General features: G+C 42.9%; 19 protein-coding genes. 18 read left to right on the top strand and 1 reads right to left on the bottom strand.

The window, feature by feature from the left end:
* Nucleotides 1-169 precede the first annotated feature (169 nt).
* The 16 genes from NXH67_RS17655 (at nucleotide 170) to NXH67_RS17580 (ending at nucleotide 18089) form a co-directional block, all read left to right on the top strand.
* On the top strand, nucleotides 170-1291 hold the full coding sequence (locus NXH67_RS17655; protein WP_272798210.1) for a DUF5692 family protein: 1122 nt from the start codon (nucleotides 170-172) through the stop codon (nucleotides 1289-1291).
* Nucleotides 1292-1327: 36 nt separating this feature from the next.
* Nucleotides 1328-1996: a hydrogenase nickel incorporation protein HypB gene (gene hypB / locus NXH67_RS17650; protein ID WP_022778431.1), complete on the top strand. Its 669-nt coding sequence runs from the start codon at nucleotides 1328-1330 to the stop codon at nucleotides 1994-1996.
* 126 nt (nucleotides 1997-2122) lie between these two features.
* Nucleotides 2123-2467 (top strand): hydrogenase maturation nickel metallochaperone HypA, encoded by a 345-nt coding sequence (locus NXH67_RS17645; protein ID WP_272798209.1) that lies wholly within the window; start codon nucleotides 2123-2125, stop codon nucleotides 2465-2467.
* Nucleotides 2468-2619: 152 nt separating this feature from the next.
* A complete protein-coding gene (locus tag NXH67_RS17640; protein WP_272798290.1) occupies nucleotides 2620-5367 on the top strand; it encodes an FAD-dependent oxidoreductase in 2748 nt (915 codons plus the stop codon).
* A 286-nt stretch (nucleotides 5368-5653) separates the two neighbouring features.
* Nucleotides 5654-6808, top strand: a complete 1155-nt coding sequence (locus NXH67_RS17635; protein ID WP_272798208.1) for a GGDEF domain-containing protein — start codon at nucleotides 5654-5656, stop codon at nucleotides 6806-6808.
* Between the two features lie 116 nt (nucleotides 6809-6924).
* Nucleotides 6925-9039 carry a type I DNA topoisomerase gene (gene topA, locus NXH67_RS17630; RefSeq protein WP_272798207.1) on the top strand — a complete coding sequence of 705 codons (2115 nt, stop codon included), beginning with the start codon at nucleotides 6925-6927 and terminating at the stop codon, nucleotides 9037-9039.
* A gap of 166 nt (nucleotides 9040-9205) precedes the next feature.
* Entirely contained in the window at nucleotides 9206-9985 is a 780-nt protein-coding gene (gene codY, locus NXH67_RS17625; protein ID WP_022778426.1) for a GTP-sensing pleiotropic transcriptional regulator CodY, read from the top strand.
* 239 nt (nucleotides 9986-10224) lie between these two features.
* Nucleotides 10225-10620 (top strand): flagellar basal body rod protein FlgB, encoded by a 396-nt coding sequence (flgB, locus tag NXH67_RS17620; RefSeq protein ID WP_022778425.1) that lies wholly within the window; start codon nucleotides 10225-10227, stop codon nucleotides 10618-10620.
* Between the two features lie 31 nt (nucleotides 10621-10651).
* Nucleotides 10652-11104, top strand: coding sequence for a flagellar basal body rod protein FlgC (flgC, locus tag NXH67_RS17615; protein ID WP_022778424.1), 453 nt, complete (start codon nucleotides 10652-10654; stop codon nucleotides 11102-11104).
* A gap of 52 nt (nucleotides 11105-11156) precedes the next feature.
* On the top strand, nucleotides 11157-11498 hold the full coding sequence (gene fliE / locus NXH67_RS17610) for a flagellar hook-basal body complex protein FliE (protein WP_022778423.1): 342 nt from the start codon (nucleotides 11157-11159) through the stop codon (nucleotides 11496-11498).
* A 153-nt stretch (nucleotides 11499-11651) separates the two neighbouring features.
* Nucleotides 11652-13268: a flagellar basal-body MS-ring/collar protein FliF gene (gene fliF, locus NXH67_RS17605; RefSeq protein ID WP_272798206.1), complete on the top strand. Its 1617-nt coding sequence runs from the start codon at nucleotides 11652-11654 to the stop codon at nucleotides 13266-13268.
* Nucleotides 13269-13373: 105 nt separating this feature from the next.
* Nucleotides 13374-14414 (top strand): flagellar motor switch protein FliG, encoded by a 1041-nt coding sequence (gene fliG / locus NXH67_RS17600; RefSeq protein WP_272798205.1) that lies wholly within the window; start codon nucleotides 13374-13376, stop codon nucleotides 14412-14414.
* Nucleotides 14407-15300: a FliH/SctL family protein gene (locus NXH67_RS17595; RefSeq protein ID WP_272798204.1), complete on the top strand. Its 894-nt coding sequence runs from the start codon at nucleotides 14407-14409 to the stop codon at nucleotides 15298-15300. The genes fliG and NXH67_RS17595 overlap by 8 nt, the downstream gene beginning before the upstream one ends.
* 1 nt (nucleotide 15301) lies before the next feature.
* Nucleotides 15302-16657 (top strand): flagellar protein export ATPase FliI, encoded by a 1356-nt coding sequence (gene fliI, locus NXH67_RS17590; protein ID WP_022778419.1) that lies wholly within the window; start codon nucleotides 15302-15304, stop codon nucleotides 16655-16657.
* A 13-nt stretch (nucleotides 16658-16670) separates the two neighbouring features.
* Nucleotides 16671-17138, top strand: a complete 468-nt coding sequence (locus tag NXH67_RS17585; protein WP_272798203.1) for a flagellar export protein FliJ — start codon at nucleotides 16671-16673, stop codon at nucleotides 17136-17138.
* Nucleotides 17139-18089, top strand: a complete 951-nt coding sequence (locus tag NXH67_RS17580) for a hypothetical protein (protein ID WP_272798202.1) — start codon at nucleotides 17139-17141, stop codon at nucleotides 18087-18089.
* A 154-nt stretch (nucleotides 18090-18243) separates the two neighbouring features.
* On the opposite strand, the gene NXH67_RS17575 is transcribed toward NXH67_RS17580, so the two are convergent.
* A complete protein-coding gene (locus NXH67_RS17575) occupies nucleotides 18244-19008 on the bottom strand; it encodes an AraC family transcriptional regulator (protein ID WP_022778416.1) in 765 nt (254 codons plus the stop codon).
* Between the two features lie 169 nt (nucleotides 19009-19177).
* Between NXH67_RS17575 and NXH67_RS17570 the strand changes: the two genes are divergently transcribed.
* Complete coding sequence (locus NXH67_RS17570; RefSeq protein WP_272798201.1) at nucleotides 19178-22663, top strand: carbohydrate binding domain-containing protein; 3486 nt, start codon at nucleotides 19178-19180, stop codon at nucleotides 22661-22663.
* Nucleotides 22638-22910: a hypothetical protein gene (locus NXH67_RS17565; protein WP_272798200.1), complete on the top strand. Its 273-nt coding sequence runs from the start codon at nucleotides 22638-22640 to the stop codon at nucleotides 22908-22910. Before NXH67_RS17570 ends, NXH67_RS17565 begins: the two co-directional genes overlap by 26 nt.
* The last annotated feature ends 34 nt before the right edge of the window (nucleotides 22911-22944 follow it).

The raw sequence follows: 22944 nt of genomic DNA, 5'->3' as shown, positions 1-22944 counted from the left end.
GTATTTCTCATGATTTCGGAAACTAATATTTATAAATTAAGTGCCCCCTTTTGCCCTAAAACACTGCTCAAATATTGCTAAATATTGTGCATTATGCTATACTAATGTCAAAAAAATAACGATATCGATAATTATTAAGGAGAGAGCGATATCACAAGGAGGTTTTTTTATGCTATTCCAACTTTATGGAAATACTGCATCTATGCAACTTATCGGTTGGGTCATGGTTTTTGTTGGTCTCATTCTTATGAATGAGATCGGTCGTAGAACAAAGCAGGGTGGTATTCTTGTATTTGTTATCATCCCTACTATTCTTACTATTTATTTCATTCTTGCACATCTTGGTATGTTCGGAGGAAAGGAAAATCCTACTGTTGCATACATGGACGGATGGTTCCATTATTTCAAGCTTTATGCTGCTGATATCGGCTGCGTAGGCTTCATGATGATCAAGTACAAATGGGGCATTGGCAAAGAGAAATGGTTCAAGTGGTTCCCTTGGTTCATCGTTGCTGCTAATATTTTAATCGCTGTTGTTTCAGATATGGAATCTGCTCTTGCTGCAGCTTCTATAACCGGCGACCTTTCAGGTGCATGGTGGGCATCAAATGAGGGTGTATTCATCTATGGCGGATGGTGGAATGTTGTTAATGCAATTGCAGGTTTGATCAACATCTTCTGTATGACAGGCTGTGTACATCTTTATTCTTCTAAGGATAAGAATCACGCTGATATGCTTTGGCCTGATATGACAGTTTGGTTCATCCTTGCTTATGATGTATGGAACTTCGAGTATACATACCTCAACCTTCCTACACATTCATGGTACTGCGGTGTTGCACTTCTTCTTGCTCCTACATTTGCTAATGCATTCTGGAACAAGGGCGCATGGATCCAGAACCGTGCCAACACACTTGCTATCTGGTGTATGTGGGCTCAGGTTGTTCCTACATTCCAGCTTATCGGCAGATTCCAGGCTGCACTTCCTTCTGTTTACGGTGGTGCTACAGAGGCTGGTGTTAATACAGAGATGCTGTATAACTCTGCTATGCAGATTTATCAGAGCGGAGCAGGCAAGACTGTAGCAGCAGGCGAAGCAATTTCTGCTTTGGGAGTATCAGCTAATCCAACATCACAGGGTGTTGTAGCAATTCTTTCAATCGCTATCAATGTGATCTGTATTGCTGAGATCATCAAGAGATCCGTTAAGATTGGTAAGAATCCTTACGCTAACGAAGTATTTACAGATACTAAGGATTTTCAGCTTGCATTAGACCGTGCCGAAAGATAATATAGAAATAAAAAGCTGAAGGAAAAGGCAGAAAAAATGGATAATGTAAGAGTAATCGAAGTTAAAAGAAGCATTTTTGAGAGCAATGATCAGGACGCTGACAAGCTCAGAAGCGAACTTAAGGAGAGCAAGACATTCCTCCTTAACCTTATGTCTTCGCCCGGATCAGGCAAGACAACTACACTGACACGTACTATCGAACTTTTAAAGGATAAGTACAGAATCGGTGTTATGGAGGCTGATATTGACTCTGATGTTGATGCAAGAACAATAGCAGCAACAGGAGTTAAGTCAATCCAGCTTCATACCGGTGGTATGTGCCACCTCGATGCCGACATGACAAGACAAGGCATCAGAGAGCTGGGAGTTGAGGATGTTGACTTCGCTATTTTAGAGAATGTCGGCAACCTTGTATGTCCTGCGGAATTTGATACGGGCAGCACCAAGAACGCGATGATCCTTTCGGTGCCTGAGGGACATGATAAGCCTCTCAAGTATCCGCTTATGTTTTCGATTTGCGATGTGGTACTTATTAACAAGATAGATGTAATGCCTTATTTTGACTTTGATCTTGAGAAATGCAAAGAAAATATTCTTTTCAGAAATCCCAAGGCTAAGATCATTCCTATCTGTGCTAAGACAGGTGAAGGAATGGAAGAGTGGGCTAAATGGCTTTCTGAGAATATTGAAGAAGCAATTAGATAATTTATTCTTGCTATTGCATTAAAACTGAGATTATCGTGCGATAAACAAGGGGAAGTTTATCTTTCTCCGGCTTATCGCACGATTTTTTGCCCAAAAGAACGTTTTTTTATATAGAAATGAGGGAAAATGCACGAATTAGGAGTAGTGTTTCGTATAATTGATGATCTTACCGAAGTCGGTAAAGAAAATGAAATAGAAAAGATTCATTCGGTGACTCTTCAGCTTGGAGAAGTATCGGGAGTTGTACCTTCTTTTTTGCAGGATGCATGGAAGTGGGCCTCTGCAAGAACTGAACTTATGAAGGATTCAGAACTGATTATTGAGGGTCTTCCGGCGGTCAGCTTCTGTGAGGATTGTAAGACCGAATACGAAACTGTTGCACATGGCAAGATCTGCCCCAACTGCGGCAGTGAACGAACCTACCTGCTGAAAGGTAATGAATTTATGATAAAAGAAATATCGGCGACCTGATACATGGGAACTGTTAACGATTAGAAAGATGAGGATAAAAGTACATGGATAAAAATCAATTTGATATGAATGATCTGATGACCCCTTATTCTCTGGATCCAAACCGTAATAAGGTTGATCCCAGAGCCGGCATTATTCCAGATACGGTTGATATGAACGCCCCCTTCCGTGAGCCCCTTGCAAAATTTGCAAAGTGCGTAACTGACAGAAAAGAGATCAAGCTCGGACTTGAAAAGATTACCAAAGAAAGCCCTGAGTACTGGGGGCTTTACAATCTGATCACAGATGAACAGTGTGAGATCGCGCTTAAAATGCAGAAGCGTAAACCCAGAACTTTTGAGGAGATTGCTAAGCTTTGTACTGAGTATTCCAAAGAAGAACTTCAGAAGCAGCTTGATGAGATGTCCTACAATGGCGTAATTGAGTGGAATTACGAGAACGATAAGCATGAGAAACAGTATGTTCTTCCTATGTACGTTCCCGGATCTGCTGAGTTCGGAAATATGAACCACAAGGTTCTTGAAGCTCATCCCGAAGCAGGTGCTTTCTTTGAGAGAATGAGCCGTATTCCTCTTGAGGGTCTTACACATATGGTTCCCATGGGCGGAGCCGGCGTAGGAATGCATGTTATTCCTGTTGAGAAGGCTATTGAGATGGAGAGTGAGTCCATTAATCTCGAGCATATTTCTCACTGGCTTGATAAATATGAGGGCAAATATGCAGCTTCACCCTGCTCCTGCAGAAGATCAAGACAGACCTTTGAACAGGGCTGCGCCGATGATCCTGAAGGCTGGTGTATCGCTATCGGTGATATGGCCGATTATGTTGTTGAGACACAGAAGGATGGTCGTTACATTACCCGCGAGGAAGCCCTTGATATCTTCAAGCAGGCTGAGGCCAACGGATTTGTTCACCAAATCACCAATATTGATGGTCAGAACAAGATCTTCGCTATCTGTAACTGTAACGTTAATGTTTGCTATGCTCTTCGTACATCACAGCTCTTTAACACACCAAATATGTCAAGATCTGCATATGTGGCTCATGTTAAAAAAGATAACTGTGTTGCCTGCGGTCGCTGCGTAGAAGTATGTCCTGCAGGTGCAGTAACCCTTGGACAGAAGCTCTGCAAAAAGGATGGCACAGAGGTTGTATATCCCAAGATGCCTCTTCCTACAGAGCAGAAGTGGTCACAGGATATGTGGACTGAGGACTACCGTGACATCAACCGTATAAACACACATAAGACAGGAACTGCTCCTTGTAAGACAGCTTGTCCTGCACACCTTCCTGTTCAGGGTTACATCAAGATGGCTTCTCAGGGTAGATATGACGAGGCTCTTGCACTTATCAAGAAGTACAATCCGCTTCCTGCAGTTTGCGGACATGTATGTAACCGCCGTTGTGAGGATGCATGCACAAGAGGCACCATCGATCAGGCTCTTGCTATCGATGAGGTAAAGAAGTTTGTTGCTATGCGTGATCTTAACGCAGAGACAAGATATGTACCTGAGAAGGTAATCCCTAAGCTTGGCGGCGGCTTTGACGAGAAGGTTGCAATTATAGGCGCCGGCCCTGCAGGTATTTCCTGTGCGTATTATCTCGCACTTAAGGGCTACAAGCCTACACTGTTTGATAAGAACAAGAAACCCGGCGGAATGGTTACCTATGGTATTCCTTCCTTCGTTATGGAGAAAAACATTGTTGAGGCTGAGGTTGATGTATTAAGAGACCTCGGTGTAGACATTCGTCTCGGTGTTGAGGTTGGTAAGGATATTACTCTTAAGCAGCTCAGAGATGAGGGATATAAGGCATTTTATATCGCAATCGGCTGCCAGGGTGGACGCGGCGTAAATGTTCCCGGAGAGGACGCAGAAGGCGTGATCAAGGGTGTTGATATTCTTCACGATGTTATTGATGATGAGAATTATAAGCTTACAGGCGATACAGTAGTAATCGGTGGTGGTAACGTTGCTATCGACGTAAGCCGTACAGCTATCCGCTGCGGATCTCCCAAGATCACTCAGGTATCACTTGAGACCCGCGATATCATGCCTGCTCTTCCTGAAGAGATCGAGATCGCTGAATCAGAAGGAATCGAGTTCAGAGGCGGTTGGGGACCCAAGGAAATCCTTTCAGAGAACGGCAAGGTAAAGGGCATCGTATTCAAGAAGTGTACTCAGGTTAAGAATGCCGAAGGACGTTTTGATCCTCAGTATGATGAGAATGAGACCATGGAAATCGCATGTTCCAACGTTATCCTTTCAGTTGGACAGGCTACTATCTGGGGTGACCTCCTTAAGGATGAAGCAGTGGAATTCAGAGGACCTGCTCCTATAGCTGATAAGGTGACTTTCCAGACAACAGTTAAGGATATCTTCGTAGGCGGCGATATGTTCTATGGACCAAGATTTGCCATTGATGCTATTGCCTGCGGTAAAGAGGGTGCTGAGTCTATTCACAGATTTGTACAGCCTCATTCATCACTTACAATCGGCCGTGATCCTAACTTCTTCATTGAGCTTGATAAGGATGATATTCTTGTTAAGGACTATGACCATGTTGGACGTCAGGTTCCCGCTGATGCCAAGAAACCCGGAGAGCTTACCTTCCGTGATACCAAGAAGGTATTTACCGAAGAGCAGATCAAGAAGGAAACATCCCGTTGTCTTGGCTGCGGAGCTTCAATTGTAGATCCCAACAAGTGCGTTGGCTGCGGACTTTGCACAACACGCTGCGAATTCGATGCCATCAAGCTTACAAGGGATAACCCGGATGCTTCAACAATGAGAACGGCGGAAGAGAAGCTTAAATATATCCTTCCTAACGGCATTAAGCAGGCTATCAAGAGACCGTTTACTAAGAAAACTGATAAAGAGACTAAATGGCTCGAAGATTAAGTTATTTTTAATACGAAATTTTGAATGCTAATTTTGAGTGCATGTTAACTAAATTAGTTGACATATAACTTAAATTAGCCTGTAAAAATTTAATAATTACTTTATGCAAATTTCATAATTACAATCAAAAGTGGCAGAACCCTTGATGGGTACTGCCACTTTATTTGACTAAAGTAAAGTGAACGCTTGATTATTTTCTTTCGATATAGTAAAAGTATATTCAAAGTTTTTTTCGTTTAGCTAAATTTTTGGAGGAGAAAAACGTACTTTACGTGGGAGAAGAAATATGCTGTTGTTGTCAAATGGGGGATTTGTATTAAATATCTATACGTTATTTCTTGCTGTGATGCTTCTTCTTTTCCAGGAGAACGATAAGAAATCACGCTCAAATAAGGCATTTATCAGACTGGTTGGACTGGTTGCTGTGCTTGTGGGTATTTCCGCTGTTGGGGACATAGGAATAGCTCTTGGCGGCCATTTCATAATACTGCAGATGATTGCTTCTTACGGCGTTTTTGCGTTGGATCCCTTTGGATTTTTGTTTGCGCTTAAATATATTGATTGTTACACGATATATGCAGATAAGAAAAAGAGGAAAATGTTTATTATACCTCTTGAAGCTTATGCATTTATTAATCTTGTTCTAGTTACGTTTTCAGCTGTTTTTTCAAAAGGCTGGTTTTATTACTATACAGACGGTATCTACAACAGAGGACCTTTGTTTATTCCAAGAGGTATCACACATGTGGTTTTATGCCTGGCGGTAATGGCATATGTATTGGTGTTCAGAAGGGGAATAATCAGAAGCTACAGACTTCCTATAATTACTTTCCCGCTAATTATTGCAGTAGGCGGATTTCTGCAGGTAATGCTGTACAATATCAATCTTGAGTATGCTGCAACCATTTTTGCCTGCATGATACTTCTTATCTATGTTCAGCGTAGAGACATTAACCTGGATTATCTTACCGGAGTTGTTAACAGACGAGGAATTGACATGGCTATGAGAAATGCCATATTACAGTCTCAGGACAGGGATTTTGCTGCAATTATGATCGATGTAGATTTCTTCAAGACCATCAATGACAAATTCGGACATAAGGCCGGTGATGAAGTTCTTGAGTGTATTGCGGAAGTACTCAGAGTAAGCTTTGATGATAATGATATTGTTGGAAGATTCGGCGGAGATGAGTTCTGTGTAATTACAAGGATCAATGACACCAAGGAACTCGACAGAAGAATAGAGAATGTCAAGGAATCCATTGCAGATATTGATTGGAGCAACAAAAAAGAGATGAATCTTTCCGTAAGTGCGGGCGCTCTTGTATACGATAAAGATAGCGGAATGAAGGTCAAGGAGTTCATGGAATCCATAGACAGACGCATGTATGAGGAAAAGCTGTCACATCATCTCAAGGACAGAAGAAGGGCAACTGTTTAAAGGCCTTGAAAAATAATTGCTTGACGAAAACTTTAAAAATGTATATTAATAAGAAAGTGACCGAAAATCACATTTGTTAATTCAATTATTTTTTATGAAGGGGCAATTAATCAGTAATGGCTACAAGTAAATCAACAAGTTCAAAGAAAAATTCACTTCTGATCGTGGAGTCACCTACCAAGGTCAAAGCTATCAAGAAGTTCCTGGGAACAGGCTATGAGGTTGCAGCCAGCAACGGACATGTCAGAGATCTTCCAAGGAGCCAGATGGGGGTAGACATCCAGAACGGTTATGAACCCAAATATATTACCATCAGAGGAAAGGGAGACGTTCTTGCAGAGCTTCGTAAGCAGGTCAAGAAGGCTGACAAAGTATATCTCGCAACCGACCCGGACCGTGAGGGTGAGGCAATCAGCTGGCATCTTATTACAGCACTTAAGCTTGATAAGGCTGATGCACAGGTGCAGAGGGTTACCTTTAATGAAATTACCAAGAACGCTGTTAAGGAAGCAATGAAGCATCCAAGAGACATCGATATGAATCTTGTTGATGCTCAGCAGGCAAGACGTGTTCTTGACAGAATGGTTGGATACAGCATTTCACCTATTCTCTGGGCTAAGATTAAGAGAGGCCTCAGTGCAGGAAGAGTACAGTCTGTTGCACTCAGGATCATCGCTGACAGAGAAGAAGAGATAGATTCCTTTATTCCAAGTGAATATTGGACACTTGATGTTAACCTTAAGGCAGAGGGTGAGAAGAAACCTCTTGTTGCTCACTATTATGGTGAAGGCAGTGAGAAGAAAGAGATCAAGAACAAGGAAGAGCTTGAGAAGATCTGTCAGGAGCTTAAGGGTGCCAAGTATCAGATAAGCGATGTTAAGAAGGGCGAGAGAACCAAGAAGGCTCCGCTTCCTTTTACAACTTCAACACTTCAACAGGAAGCTTCCAAGAGCCTTAACTTCTCAACTCAGAAAACTATGAGAGTTGCACAGCAGCTCTATGAAGGAATTGAGCTTGGCAAGCAGGGTACTGTAGGTCTTATTACTTACCTTCGTACCGATTCAACCCGTGTGTCCGCTGAGGCAGTAGCTGCAGCCAATGCATATATCACTGAGAACTTTGGCGATAAGTATCTGTCAGAGGGCGCAACAGCCAAGAAGAATGAAGGTAAGATCCAGGATGCTCACGAAGCAATTCGTCCTACCTACATTGAGAATACACCAGTAATGGTCAAGGATTATCTTTCAAGAGATCAGTTCAGACTCTATCAGCTGATCTGGAGAAGATTTATGGCAAGCCGTATGGCGGCTGCCAAATATGAAACAACTTCAGTCAAGATTGACGCAGGCAAGCACAGATTTACAGTTGCTGCGTCCAAGACTGTTTTTGATGGATTCCTGAATGTATACACTGATGAGGATGATCAGATTGAGAAAAATGTTCTCATGAAGAATCTTGATACCAATACCAAGATTAGCTTCGAGTCCTTTGACAGTGCTCAGCACTTCACTCAGCCTGCTCCTCACTACACAGAAGCTTCACTGGTTCATGACCTTGAGGCTCTTGGAATCGGTAGACCCAGTACTTATGCACCTACAATTTCAACAATTCTTGCAAGACATTATATAACCAAAGAGAACAAGGCAATCTTCATCACAGAGCTTGGACAGGCTGTAAACAAGATGATGAATGATGCTTTCCCTCAGATTGTTGATGTTAATTTCACTTCCAACATGGAGGCGCTTCTGGACGGAATCGCTGAGGGTGAAGTTAAGTGGAAGACTGTAATTGAGAATTTCTATCCCGATCTTGACAAGGCTGTTAAGGTTGCTGAGGCAGAGGTTGAGAAGGTTCAGGTACAGGATGAAGTAACCGATGAGATCTGCGAGAACTGTGGCAGAAACATGGTAATCAAGTACGGCCCTCACGGCAAATTCCTTGCTTGCCCCGGTTTCCCTGAGTGCAAGAACACCAAGCCCTATTTTGAAAAAATAGGTGTTGAGTGCCCTAAGTGTGGCAAAGATATTGTAATGAAGCGCACCAAGAAGGGAAGAATCTATTACGGATGTATCGGTAATCCCGATTGCGACTTCATGAGCTGGGCAAGACCCGTTGCCAAGAAGTGCCCTGTTTGCGGCGGCGTTATGGCAGCTAAGGGCAACAAGATCGTATGTCTTAACCAGGAATGCGGTCATGTTGAAGCCAAGCCTGAAAAGAAGACAGAAGAGTGAATATATTAAATTTTTAGATAAATTAAGCTTTTTTTCATAATTGTAGGCGCTTTATTGTTTGAAGCGCCTATTTTTTTATGCTATCATAACAATAGTGTAGTAGTTTTATTAGCGGTATTTCGATAACTATAACACAGGGGAAATAACAAATTAAAGGAGAGATGCAATGAGTAGTGTACAGCTACTGGATAAGACCCGAAAAATTGGTAAACTTCTTCACAATAGTAATTCGGGCAAGGTCGTATTCAACGATATCTGCAGAGTTTTATGCGACATATTATCCTCTAATATGTTTGTTATAAGCAAAAAGGGTAAAGTCTTGGGCATTGGTGAAAGTGCCAACGTGGAATCGTTAAGTGATCTGCTTGTTGACAATGTAGGTTCTTTTATCGACCCAATGCTGAACGAGAGGCTTTTAACAATTCTTTCCACCAAAGAGAATGTTAATCTGGAGACCCTTGGATTTGAAGGAATTGATTTTTCCAAATTCCAGGCGATCATAACTCCTATCGAAATCGCAGGGGAGAGACTTGGTACACTTTTCATTTATAAAACCGAGGCACCCTACGATATAGATGACATTATTCTTTGTGAATACGGAACCACAGTGGTGGGGCTTGAAATGCTTCGGGCTGTAAATGAGGAAAATGCCGAGGAGAGTAGAAAACTTGCGGTTGTTAAATCAGCTATCAGCACACTTTCTTTCTCGGAGATGCAGGCTATCATCCATATCTTCGAAGAGCTTGACGGAATGGAAGGAGTCCTGGTTGCCAGTAAGATTGCCGACAGGGTGGGAATTACAAGAAGTGTAATTGTCAATGCCCTCAGGAAATTCGAGAGCGCAGGAGTCATAGAATCCAGATCTTCCGGAATGAAGGGAACCTACATCAAGGTAACCAACGATGTTGTATTTAACGAAATCAAAAAGCTAAAGCAAGAGATGTAAACAGCCGACAATAATATTGAAATGAATTATTATCAGGATGTGACATTGATGAAGGGATTTATCATTAAGTTGATAAATCCCTTTTTGATTATTCGAAGATTGCAAGTGTATATTTTGTAGTAAGACGCTCATAAAAACACAATATAAAGTGCAAAACCCTTGTGTTTTTCATTAAAAAATCTTATCATTAATATAATAAGATAGAGTGTCCATGTTTAGTTGTAATGAATGGAGGGACTATGATAAACAGCAATGTGTTTGATTATATCAATGTTCTCGACAAGGCTGCCGATGCCTCCTGGACGAGAAACGAGATCATTGCCAACAATATCGCCAATGTCGATACTCCCGGTTATAAGAGACAGGACCTCAATTTCGAGGATGAACTTGAGAGGGCTCTTGGCAATTCCAGATACAAAACTATGGATGCCAAAGTCGCAGATCTTAAAGACAAGCATTTGCAGCCAAGAGTAGTCAACGATTATTCCAATTTCTCCTACAGACTTGATAAGAATAACGTGGATATCGATACGGAGAATGTCACCCTTGCAGCTAACCAGGTTAAATATCAGGGTCTTATGGCAGGACTCAAAAATGAATTCGCCAACCTGCAGGCCGCATCAAAGTCATCATAATATTTGATGATGTTTCAAGGAGGGCACGCCCATGAGTATTTTTGATTCCTTCAATATCAACTCATCAGGTATGACGGCGCAGCGTTTTCGAATGGACATTATTTCGGAGAACATCGCTAATGCCAATACTACAAGAACTGAGGATGGAGCCAAATCTCCGTACATCAGAAAGGTTGTAACCTTCGCAGAGAAGGGCACACAGACTCCATTTTCCAGAATCCTTAATGAAAAGCTGGATCATTATTCCGGCAGGGGCGTTAAGGTTGTGGAAGTTAGGGACGATACCTGGACACAAATGAATATCGTATATGATCCGTCACATCCCGATGCTGATGAGAATGGATATGTTACTTATCCTAATGTAAATACTGTTACTGAAATGACAAACCTCATTGACGCCAGCCGTTCCTATGAGGCTAATGCAACAGCTTTTAATGCCAGTAAGAGTATGGCTACACGTGGTTTGGAACTGGGTAACTCATAACAAATGATTTACAGGTCTTTCACAAGGGGCCTTGAATTTGGGAGATTAAATTATGGCATCACTGGATATTTCGCAACTTAGAAATGTATCCTCGCAGGTTATCCGCAACGCGGAGAAAACCAACAGCAGAGTATACAATGTTCTTGGCAAGGAGGAAGAGGGGAACGATTCCTTCAAATTCATATTCGATCAGGCGGTGGAGAATATCAATACTACCAATGCCTATCTGTCGGATGCCGAGAACGAAGAGATCAAATGGGCTTTGGGACAGACAGATAATACGCATGACCTGTCTATTGCACTTCAGAAGGCCCAGACAGCTCTTCAGTATACCATTGCAGTGCGTGACAGGGCTCTGTCTGCATACAGAGAACTGACTCAGATGCAGATTTGAGCGATATAGGGCATGAGTAAACATGATTTTTGTGCTTGCACATAAAATTTTGTTTATGAAATGGCCGAACGTACACGAGGAAGTAGCATGATAATGCGGATTCTGAGTGGAACATTCGTAGTGGAAGTATGCTTTTTTAGGGGAGGGAGATAAATGCCTGAAAGATTACGGGCCATATGGCAAAAAATCCTCGACTGGTGGAATCAATTTACCGCGGGCCAGAAACGTCTTATCGTTGGGGCCGGCGCTGTTATCTTGCTTACTGTGATCATTCTGGTTACAGTGCTCAACCAGCCTCAGTATGTTCTTTTGACCACGGCACAGTCCGGCAAGGAAGCTGCCCAGATCAAAGAACTTCTTGATTCAAATTCAGTAAATTACAAAATGTCAGAGGACGGACTGGAATTCAGGGTTCTTAAAAAAGACAGAGGAGAGACGAGTCTTCTCCTTGAAGCCAATGATATCCAGGCTTATAGCTATGCCTTTGAAAATGTAACTAACGGAGGCTTCTCCACAACAGAATCCGACAAACAAAAGAAATATGTCAAATATCTGGAAAGTCAGCTTGAGCAGGATTTCATAAGTACTTTTGATGCTATTCAGACTGCTAAGGTCAAGCTTAATATTCCCGATAATGACGGAACACTCATTGGAAATAAAGAGGAAGCATTTGCGTTCGTGCTTCTGACTCTCGATGATACGATTGAGTTTAATGAGGATAACGCAGCTTACCTTGCAAGGGCGGTTGCCAATTCTGTCGGAAATAAGACTACCAATAACATTACTATTCTTGATACAGCAGGCAATATGCTTTTTACCGGTAGTGAAGAGACTACAATGGCCGGTATGGCAAGCTCGCAGTTATCACTTAAGGCCAAGTCGGAGCAGCTGGTTAAATCAGAAGTAAGAAAAGTTCTTCTGGGAACCAAGCTCTATGACAACGTCGAAGTTGCCAGCAATCTGGTTATGGATTTCTCCAATGAGAAGGTAACAGATCATCAGTATACACCTGCTGACGGACAGACCCAGGGCGTTCTCAGTCACGAGAATATCTACAATGCAGAGAATGTCAACGGAGTAAGCGGTATTCCCGGAACAGACTCCAATGAGGGCGATGAGACTACCTATGTGACTCAGGACAATACCAATTCCTCCTCAACTATCACTGAGGAATCAAGAGATTATCTTCCTAACGAGAAGATTACTGTAAAAGAAAACAATCCCGGCGCTGTTCAATACGACAAGTCTTCCATATCCGTCACCGCTATCAACTATGTGGTAAGAAAAGAGGAAGATTATAAAGCCGCCGACAACAATAATATGACCTGGGACGAGTACAAGGTCGCCAATTCAGAGCCTGTCAAAGAAGATGTCCCCGAAGAGATGATCAATGTAGTTGCCAAGGCTACCGGCATTTCAGCTGAAAATGTAGCTATGGCGGCTTATACTGAATATATCTATTTTGATAGAACAGGATCGAACATCACTCTTACCGATATTCTTCAGATCGTGATGATCCTTATTATCCTTGGACTTCTTGCATTTATCATCGTAAGAAGCATGTGGACTTCCAAGAAGCAGGAAGAAGAGCCCGAACCCGAGCCTCTTTCTGTTGAACAGCTCCTTGAATCCCAGCCTGAAGAAGTGCTTGAAGATATCGAGATGGATACCGGCTCCGAGACCAAGAGACTTATCGAGAAGTTTGTTGAGGAGAATCCTGAAGCAGCAGCGACACTACTTCGTAACTGGCTGAACGAAGACTATGGGTGATATTCGGAATGAGTAAACTAAACAATGTGCTTGCACAAATTGTTTGGTTTATGAAATCATGCATATATCACCATAGTAAATTATTCAATATGTGGGGAGTAATATATGGAACCAACAGCTGAAATGGATGGCGGCAATTCCCTGATTGCCGACTTTACAGGAACACAAAAAGCAGCGATTCTCCTTATTGCCCTTGGACCGGAGAAATCATCTGCCATATTTAAGCATCTTAAGGATGAAGAGATTGAAGAGCTCACCCTGGAAATTGCCAATACCAGAAGTGTTACTTCTCAGATAAAAGAGGCTGTTCTTGAGGAGTTCTACGGAGTGTGCCTTGCGCAGCAGTATATTGCGGAAGGTGGTATTACCTATGCGAAAGAGCTGCTTGAAAAAGCTCTTGGTGAGGACAAAGCTCTTGACGTTATCAGTAAGCTTACCGCTTCACTTCAGGTTAAGCCCTTTGAGTTTATCCGTAAGACCGAGCCTTCTCAGATACTTACCTTCATTCAGGATGAGCATCCGCAGACTATCGCTCTTATTTTGTCCTACATGTCACCTGCACAGAGTGCCATGATACTTGGAGCGATTCCGCCGGACAGACAGGCGGACGTTACCAAGCGTATAGCAGCCATGGACCGTACAAGTCCGGATACAATAAAGGAAGTAGAGAAAGTGTTGGAATCAAAGCTATCATCCCTTGTAAACCAGGATTACACTATCGTAGGTGGTGTAGATGCAGTAGTAGAGATCCTCAATACCGTCGATCGTGCTACAGAGAAACATATCATGGAAACTCTGGAAATCGAAGAGCCGGAGCTTGCAGACGAGATCAGAAAGAAAATGTTCGTATTCGAGGACGTTCTTCTTCTGGACGACAGATCCATTCAGAGAGTGCTGCGTGAAGTTGAGAACGCAGACCTTGGTCTTGCACTTAAGGGTGCTACCGAGAATGTACAGAACGCAATTTTCAACAACCTGTCCAAGCGTCTTGCTTCCATGATCAAGGAAGATATGGACTTCATGGGACCTGTACGTATGAAGGATGTTGAAGAAGCACAGCAGAAGATCGTTAATGTTATCAGAAAGCTTGAGGATTCCGGCGAGATCGTAATCTCCAGAGGCGGAGGTGATGAATTAGTTGTCTAATCTTTTTAAAGGAATGTTCGTGAACTATGATGACACAGAAAAACGTGTTATCGACAGTAACGAACTGGCCAATAAAAAAATAGAAGCCGCCAGGGAGCAGGAAATCAAGCGTCAAAGGGCTCAGATGGCTCAGGAAGAGGGCTATGAAGAGGGCCATGGCGGAGATGATTTTATCCCCGGAATAGAGATGGAGCAGCTGTCGCAGCTTACTGAAGATCAGAGCATGCTGGGGGATTTTTCCGAACCTCAGGAGAGTAATGACAATCAATTCGATATGGAGGCCATGCAGGCTGAGATTGATTTTAAGCTTCAGCAGGCCCAGGAACAGGCTGATATGATCATTCAGCAGGCTCAGGCTGATGCAGAACAGTACAGACAGCAGGCCATCGAGTCCGGCAGACAGGAAGGATATGATGCCGGCTATCAGGAGGGGGTCATGGCTGCCGAAACCTTGAAGGCTGAGATAGAAAGCCAGAGAGGAGATCTGGAAAAAGAGTACCAGGCCCTTGTGGATGAGCTGGAACCTGAGATGGTGGATGTTCTTACACAGATCTATGAACATGTTTTTAACGTTGATCTTCGAGAGGATAAAGAGATAATACTTCACCTCTTAAAGAGTACCCTCTCAAGGATTGAACCCGGAAATAACCTGATCGTTCATGTATCCTCCGATGATTATGATGATATCATGGACCAGAAAGAGGCAATAGATGCCTGTATTACATCTCCCAATACAACTATGGAGATCATTGAAGATCCGCTTCTTAAGGAAAACGAATGCATGATAGAGTCCGACAGCGGAGTATTTGACTGCAGTCTGGGAGTTGAGCTCTCGGAAGTATCAAGAAAGTTGAAGCTCCTTTCTTTTGACAGAAAAAAGAGATGATATGTTAAACAGTTCAATTGATCTTGCAAAGTACAAAAAGATGCAAAACGCTCCATTTTACCGAATGTCGGGTAAAGTGGTGAATGTAATAGGACTTACCATAGAGTCTGCGGGTCCATCTGCCAAGCTTGGCGATATCTGCCTTATTTACCCCAAGAAAAAGGATGATGACCTCACTGACAGAGTGGTAAGACCTTCCATGGCAGAAGTTGTTGGATTCAAAGACAATCACGTTCAGCTGATGCCCTATGAGAATATCAGCGGTATCGGCAACGGAAGCATTGTGGAGAATACGGATTCCCCGCTTCGTGTGAATGTGGGAGAGGGACTTCTTGGTAAGACCCTCGACGGCCTTGGAAGAATCGATGGCACCAGCTATGGTAAAGGCGTTGCACTTGAAGGCGGCGTTGCGTATTCGGTTGAGAATCAGCCACCGGATCCCATGACCAGGGATCCTATTTCTGATGTGTTATCCCTTGGTGTCAAGGCTGTTGACGGCCTTCTCACCGTTGGAAAGGGCCAGAGAATCGGAATCTTTGCAGGTTCCGGTGTTGGTAAATCCACACTTCTTGGCATGTTTGCCAGAAATACTCAGGCCGATATAAATGTAATTGCTCTTATCGGAGAGCGTGGAAGGGAAGTAAGAGAATTCATAGAGCGTGACCTTGGAGAAGAAGGTATGAAGAGGTCCATAGTTGTCTGTGCTACTTCCGACAAGCCTGCACTTGAGAGACTTAAGGCTGCCAAGACAGCCACTTCTATCGCAGAATATTTCAGAGATAAGGGCAAAGATGTACTTCTTATGATGGACTCCCTTACACGTTTTTCTATGGCGCAAAGGGAGATAGGGCTTGCCAGCGGAGAACCGCCCGTTTCAAGAGGATATCCGCCAAGTGTATATGCTGAGATGCCCAAGCTCCTTGAGAGAGCCGGCAGATCCAGGAGGGGTTCAATAACAGGACTATATACAGTTCTCGTTGACGGTGATGATATGAACGAGCCTATCACCGATACAGCCCGTGGTATCTTGGACGGACATATCGTTCTCAATCGTAAGCTTGCTCAGAAGAACCATTATCCGGCGATTGATGTACTCGCTTCAATCTCCAGATGTATGTCAGCCATTGCGGATCCTGAGCACAAAAAAGCTGCGGGTAAGCTCAAAAACGTTCTTGCAACCTACAACGATGCAGAAGATCTGATCAATATCGGAGCATACAGGGCTGGCGCCAACAAGAACATTGACTATGCCGTATCCAAAATTGAAAGAGTAAATGCCTTTTTGATGCAGGAGACTGATGAGAAATTTACTTTTGAGCAGATACGAGGCATGCTTCTTGATATTTTTAATGATTAAATAGGTATTGCCTATGGCAAGATTTGTTTACAGAATGCAGAGTGTTCTTAATATCAAGCAAAAGACCGAAGGCCAGATCAAAATGGAATTTGCCGAGACCCAGGCTGAGCTTAACCGTCAGATTGATATTTTGAACGAATATGTGGACAGAAAAGAAAAGTATCTTCAGGAGGCAGAGGAACTTCGTAATGAAGCAAGCCTCAAACTTCAGGACATACTTGATAATCAGTATGCTACCGCTCAGATGGATTCCATGATCGTTGCGCAGCTTAAAATCGTAAGGAAACAGGAGGCGGAAGTTGAAAAAGTCAGAATTCGCCTCACCAGGGCGATTCAGGAAAGAAAGATGCAGGAGACTTTGAGAGACAGGGCTTTTGCAGAATATCTTGAAGAAGAGAAGCAGGAAGAAGCAAAAGAGACTGATCAAAGAACCAGTTTTACTTATACAAAAAGACAGAGAGAAAATGCATCGGAGGAGTAAATGGCTGATATAAAATCAATGGGGGCACCACCGGAGGACCCCAAGGCTGCCAGAGCGAAACTTAAGGCGGATAAAAAAGAATATCAGAAAAAATTAAAGGAGCAGAGAAAAGAGCAGAAGGAAAAGGCGCAGGAATTTGCGGACAGAACAGCGGAGATCAACGGCGATAACGCCGGCGGCTTCGCTACTATTGTTATAACATTCCTGATCATTCTTATCTGGCTTGCAATTATGGCCCTTTTGATAAAGCTTGATGTGGGAGGCTTCGGATCTGACATCCTGGCACCGCTAATTAAGGATGTGCCCGGGCTTAATCTGATCCTTCCTGACAGCGCCAGAGGTGTTACTCAGCCGGCGCAGCAGGCGGAGCTTATTTCGGATTACAGTTCTGAAGGGGCTTCTGGCGGCATCAATACCTTGGAAGATGCCAAGGCATATATTGGCAGTCTTGAGAAGGTTCTTGGCGAAGAAATGTCACAGAACAGCACCTACGCCGCCACAATTGAGAGATTGGAAGCAGAAGTTACGAGACTTGCTCCTTTTGAAAAACAGCAAAAGGAATTCTATGAAGAAAGAGCTGCTTTTTATAACAGTATCGTATATGGTGAAGGTTCTCCCGATCCATCAGCCTTTGCTTCATATTATGAGATGATCGATCCCGATACAGCTGCTGAACTGTACAAGAAGATCAAGCAGGATGAGCTGGATGAAGCTGCTATTCAGGCCTTTGCCAAGACCTATTCGGGTATGAAGGCTAAGCAATGTGCGAAGATATTTGATGAGATGGTATCTGAGAATCAGATTGAGCTGGTTGCCAGGATACTGGCTCAGATGACTATAGAGAATCGTGCCGATGTGCTTGCTGCTATGGAGAAACCAAATGCAGCCAAGTTGACTCAGCTCCTGGAGCCTAATGCGCTGGAGCAGAAGTCGACGAAGGTGACTGGATGACGATAGCGCTAAGGTGCCTGTCCCCATAAACAGATAACGGTGCCTGTCCCCATTAACAAATTGTGAACTTCTTAAACTACCGGAAGATTATGTTGTTCACAGTTTGTTGATGGGGACAGGCACCTTTATCTGTTAATGGGGACAGGCACCTTTATCATTCCACAGCCTCTTCGCTCGATATCTGCCAACCGGTACCGTAGTATTGGCTTCTGTACTTCTTGGGAGTCATTCCTGTCTCTTCTTTGAACAGCTTAATAAAATGACTCTGAGAAGAGAAGGACAGATAAGAAGAAATCTCCACAAGCGGAACAGTGCTGTATCTTAGCATATTCTTGGCTTTATCTATCTTGGCCTTTCTGATATAGTCGCTGACTGCGATATTCATTTCGTTCTTGAAAAGTCTTGAAATATAACTAATGGATTTCCCTGTATAATCTGCAATATCTTCAATTGTAATCCTGTCTTTTATATGACTGTGAATAAAACTAAGGCAATCTGATACCGGCTTGGACAGTGCCTTGGTATTTTTGAGCTTATTCATTCTTTTGGTGTAATCCTGAATCATTTTATTATGAAGAAGCTCAACTTCTTTTTCGCTCTGGATATAATCCAGTTGTCCAATGTAGTAGTCGCTCAGCCTGAAGGAATCCTCCATGTCCATTCCTCCGTCAATACAGATACGGGACATAATGGCGGCGGTTACAACAAAATGGTATTTAAGGTTGGTTACAGGATCTTTTGACAAAATGCCGACACCTTCTTTGTCAAGAAAGCGGTGCTGTCGGCAGTTCTCCATTATCGCATCGATATCGCCTTCCACAACCTGGCTGTAGAAAAGAAGCTCATCGTTTTGCTGTCTGTGCACGAAGTTATCATCATTATTATAAAGATCATTATTTGAATATATTTTATAGGCCATAATACAATCCTTTTTTTAACAAAATCATGACTTTATTTTAGCATAAAATGTCAAGATTATGTTATTTTTTCAATCCATTTGATATATGTTTCCATGGGCGTTTGGTAGTATAGTGCATGTTCGAAGGAACAATATACTAAGTTGTTTTGAGTAACGAGGGAGAATGGGTATGAAGAAAGTATTTTTTAAGAGGGCTTTGCCTGTGGCGCTGTCCATGGCAATGGCTTTCAACATGACTGCGTTTACCAAGTCTGTTAAGGCGGAGGAACAGCAGGAAGGCGACGATGGTTACAGCCTTGTATGGTCAGAGGAATTCGATGGGGACACACTGAATACCGATGACTGGAACGTAGAACAGCACGAACCCGGATGGGTTAACAATGAACTTCAGAGATACACTGCTCTTGATGAGGGCAATATCGAGGTAAGCGAAGGCACACTTAAGATCAAGCCCCATGTAGAAGGCGGCGAGACCAAGGAAGAAAATGCCGAGGAAGAAGTGGCGGTAGAAATAGTTAAGACAGATATTTCATTTGATATATCTGTTCCTGAGAATAAGGCCACTTCAACAGGTGCTATTCAGGTTAATTTCGGTAAGATCGATGATACAGCAGAGGGACAGGCTCCCGGTACAATTCTTGTATCAGATATTTCACTTAAGGATATTACAGAAGGCGCTGATAATGATGCAGAGCTTTTAGCTTCAGATTGGTCATTTGGTGCAAATGCTCCCGGTGAAGGAACTATTGAATATGTTGAACAGGGCATGAAGGTTAATGTAGTAAGCGCCGGTGATGCTAACTGGAACATTCAGATTCAGCAGTCAGGAGTTAGTCTTGAGGCAGGACATAGCTACAGATTTTCACTTAAGGCTGCAGCAGATGTAGATAGAAAGATCGAGCTGTCAATTCTTGATCCGAATAACAATTATTACTGGTATGGCGGATCTGTTGCATCTCTTACTGCAACAGCCTTCGGCGGCAGCCAGGGCGGAAGCGCAGCTTCAGACAGAAAGATCACATCAGGTCGTATCACAACCCAGGGTAAGCATGACTTTACTTACGGAAGATTTGAGACAAGAGCAAAGGTTCCTGTAGGAAGAGGATATCTTCCCGCTTTCTGGCTCATGGCTACCAACGAGAGCTTCTATGGACAGTGGCCAAGATGTGGTGAGATCGACATCATGGAAGTAATGGGACAGAATGTCAGCAAGTCCTTCCACACCATCCATTATGGATATGATTCTTCAACAGGACACAAGGAGAATCAGGGCTTCAATGTACTTAAGGACAGCAACTACGCTGATGAGTATCATGTATTTGCAGTTGACTGGGAGCCAGGACTTATCACATGGTATGTTGACGGCGAGAAGGTATTTGAGACTAACGACTGGTACACAGGAACCGATGATGATAATCAGGTAACTTATCCTGCACCTTTCGATCAGAACTTCTACGTTATCCTTAACCTTGCAGTAGGTGGCAGCTGGGTTGGATTCCCTGATGATGCTGCTTACGAAGCAATGAACGAGCAGAAGTTCGAAGTAGATTATGTAAGAGTATATCAGAAGTCTCAGGAAGAGTATGAGAGACTTGAGAATGAAGCCAAGAGACCTGAGAAGGTTGAGAAGAGCTTCAGAGAAGCTGATGAGACAGGTAACTATGTAATTAACGGTGATTTTTCACAGGCTATTACTTTTGAAGGTGCTGAGGGAGATGTTGATGACAACTTCAAGCTTCACCTTGAGAGTGACGCAGAAGGTACAGAATTTGCTATCAACAACGGCGAAATCGTTATTACCCCTTCCGTAGTCGGAGAACAGAATTACAGCATTCAGCTAATGCAACCCGGAATTCCTATGCACAAGGGCTGGGAGTATGAACTTAGCTTTGATGCTTATGCTACAGAAGACAGAGATATTGTTGTAGATGTAGAAGGTCCTGACAGAAGCTGGATCAGATATATGCAGGATACAAATGTATCTCTTTCTACAGAGAAAAAGAATTATACTCTTACATTCACAATGAATGAGAAGAGTGACGTAAACGGATGTCTTGAGTTCAATCTTGGTAAGCTTGGCAGCACAGCTGCTGTAGCTCTTTCAAATATCAGACTTACACACAAGTCCGGTGAAGAGGTTAAGGAAGATAATCTTAAGACAGTAAGACCTGACGGCAACTATGTATACAACGGTGCTTTTGATCAGGGCGATAAGAGACTTGGATACTGGGAGATCAGCGAAGAGGATGCTCAGTACGTTTCAGTTGTAAATGCAGGCGGTAAGAGAGAGCTTAAGGTTACAGTTCCTGAGGGACAGATTGTTAAAGTAGCTCAGAACAAGCTTTCACCTATCGTAAGAGGCAAGTATGAGTTAAGCTTTGATATCAGAAACGAAGAGGGTAACGGAAGCGTTTCAGTTGATGTTGCCGGCAATGCTTTTGAAGCAAAGGCTACATCTGAGAACAGCAGCTTTGCAAAGAAGCTTGATATCACAGAAGATAAAGACAGAGATGTTTCATATGTAGCATTCCATTTCAATGAGGCAGGAACATACTATATTGATAACGTATTCCTCACAGAGGCTGCACTTATCAAGAACGGTTCCTTTAATGCAGGACTTGCAGGATTCTCACCTTATATTCATGATTCTGTTACTGCTAATTATGTGATTGACAGCATGAACGGCAATGACAATGCATTTGCTATCACTATCGAAGATACAGTATCAGATACAGCTGATAATGACTGGTATGTACAGCTCAACCAGGATGGAATTACTCTTGAGCAGGGCAAGACCTACAGACTTTCCTTCATGGCTAAGTCCAGTATCGACAGAACTATTAAGTATTGTATGCAGCAGTTTGAGGGAAGCTGGACTAACTACAGCAACACCGGTTCTGTTCAGATCGGCAATGAGTACAAGACCTTTACAAGTGAGTTCACAATGAATTCACCTACAGATACAAAGTCAAGATTCAACATCACAATGGGTTCAGTTGACGGCGTAAGAATTACTCAGAAGCATGATGTATATATCGATAACATCGTACTTGAGGAAGTTGAAGAAGAAAATCCCAGTCAGCCTGCAGATCCTGAAGATCCTACAGACCCTGAGGAGCCTTCACCTGAAGATCCTACAGATCCTGATCAGCCTGTTGATCCTCAGCCCGGTGATGAACCGACAGAACCTACTGAGCCAGAGAAGCCAGAAGGAACACTTATTACAAAGTGGGGTTCAACCTACTATGTAGATGCTGATGGAAATAAGCTTACCGGATTCCGCGAGATTAACGGAGCAACATATTACTTCAAGGAAAAGAGCGGTTCAATGGTAAGATGTGATTACATCAGATTAGAGGATGGAACTTACTACGCACTCAACGATGGTAAGATTGCTAAGTCAATGTTTGTAAAGAAGTGGGGCAGCACCTACGCATATGACGAAGAAGGCAAGCTTCGTACAGGATTGTTTAGTATTGGTGATGATCTCTACTACAGCAATGCGAAAGGATCAGTACAGAGACAGACCTGGATTAAGGTTGATGGCGAGAAGAAGTATTATGCTAAGGCTGATGGAGTACTTGCTAGGAACGAGACGATTAAGAAGTGGGGAAGTTATTATTCCTTCGATGAAAACGGCATTCTCATTAAATGATTTTTCATATACCCCCCTTTGGGGCAGACCTTTAACGGGTCTGCCCCTTTCTCAATTAGTGGACTTTTTATTGAGTATAGATATGAGGATTGAGATGAGGAGGGGAATTAGGATGGTAGGAATATGGATGAAGATAGTAATCAGTATGAGGAAGAGTATGGTTTATATAGGAAAATTGCGAAATTTTGAGGGGGGAAATTTAGGGGTGAGAGAGGTTAAGTATTGGGGAATTTGGCCGATATATTGAGTGAAGAATTATGGACTGAGTATGTGTATAAGCT

This window comes from Butyrivibrio sp. DSM 10294 (assembly GCF_028539135.1).
Taxonomy (GTDB): domain Bacteria; phylum Bacillota; class Clostridia; order Lachnospirales; family Lachnospiraceae; genus Butyrivibrio.
Note: the sequence above shows the minus strand (reverse complement) of the source record. Positions and strands in the feature narration are given on the sequence as shown.

Bases quoted from the DNA above. Each gene is read 5' to 3' on its own strand.
- NXH67_RS17565 (WP_272798200.1), top strand. From the start codon at position 22,638: ATGAAAACGGCATTCTCATTAAATGATTTTTCATATACCCCCCTTTGG.
- NXH67_RS17655 (WP_272798210.1), top strand. From the start codon at position 170: ATGCTATTCCAACTTTATGGAAATACTGCATCTATGCAACTTATCGGT.
- fliI (WP_022778419.1), top strand. From the start codon at position 15,302: ATGTTAAACAGTTCAATTGATCTTGCAAAGTACAAAAAGATGCAAAAC.
- NXH67_RS17640 (WP_272798290.1), top strand. From the start codon at position 2,620: ATGAACGCCCCCTTCCGTGAGCCCCTTGCAAAATTTGCAAAGTGCGTA.
- fliE (WP_022778423.1), top strand. From the start codon at position 11,157: ATGGCATCACTGGATATTTCGCAACTTAGAAATGTATCCTCGCAGGTT.
- fliF (WP_272798206.1), top strand. From the start codon at position 11,652: ATGCCTGAAAGATTACGGGCCATATGGCAAAAAATCCTCGACTGGTGG.
- flgB (WP_022778425.1), top strand. From the start codon at position 10,225: ATGATAAACAGCAATGTGTTTGATTATATCAATGTTCTCGACAAGGCT.
- topA (WP_272798207.1), top strand. From the start codon at position 6,925: ATGGCTACAAGTAAATCAACAAGTTCAAAGAAAAATTCACTTCTGATC.
- NXH67_RS17645 (WP_272798209.1), top strand. From the start codon at position 2,123: ATGCACGAATTAGGAGTAGTGTTTCGTATAATTGATGATCTTACCGAA.
- fliG (WP_272798205.1), top strand. From the start codon at position 13,374: ATGGAACCAACAGCTGAAATGGATGGCGGCAATTCCCTGATTGCCGAC.
- NXH67_RS17570 (WP_272798201.1), top strand. From the start codon at position 19,178: ATGAAGAAAGTATTTTTTAAGAGGGCTTTGCCTGTGGCGCTGTCCATG.
- NXH67_RS17635 (WP_272798208.1), top strand. From the start codon at position 5,654: ATGCTGTTGTTGTCAAATGGGGGATTTGTATTAAATATCTATACGTTA.
- NXH67_RS17575 (WP_022778416.1), bottom strand. From the start codon at position 19,008: ATGGCCTATAAAATATATTCAAATAATGATCTTTATAATAATGATGAT.
- codY (WP_022778426.1), top strand. From the start codon at position 9,206: ATGAGTAGTGTACAGCTACTGGATAAGACCCGAAAAATTGGTAAACTT.
- NXH67_RS17580 (WP_272798202.1), top strand. From the start codon at position 17,139: ATGGCTGATATAAAATCAATGGGGGCACCACCGGAGGACCCCAAGGCT.
- hypB (WP_022778431.1), top strand. From the start codon at position 1,328: ATGGATAATGTAAGAGTAATCGAAGTTAAAAGAAGCATTTTTGAGAGC.
- flgC (WP_022778424.1), top strand. From the start codon at position 10,652: ATGAGTATTTTTGATTCCTTCAATATCAACTCATCAGGTATGACGGCG.
- NXH67_RS17585 (WP_272798203.1), top strand. From the start codon at position 16,671: ATGGCAAGATTTGTTTACAGAATGCAGAGTGTTCTTAATATCAAGCAA.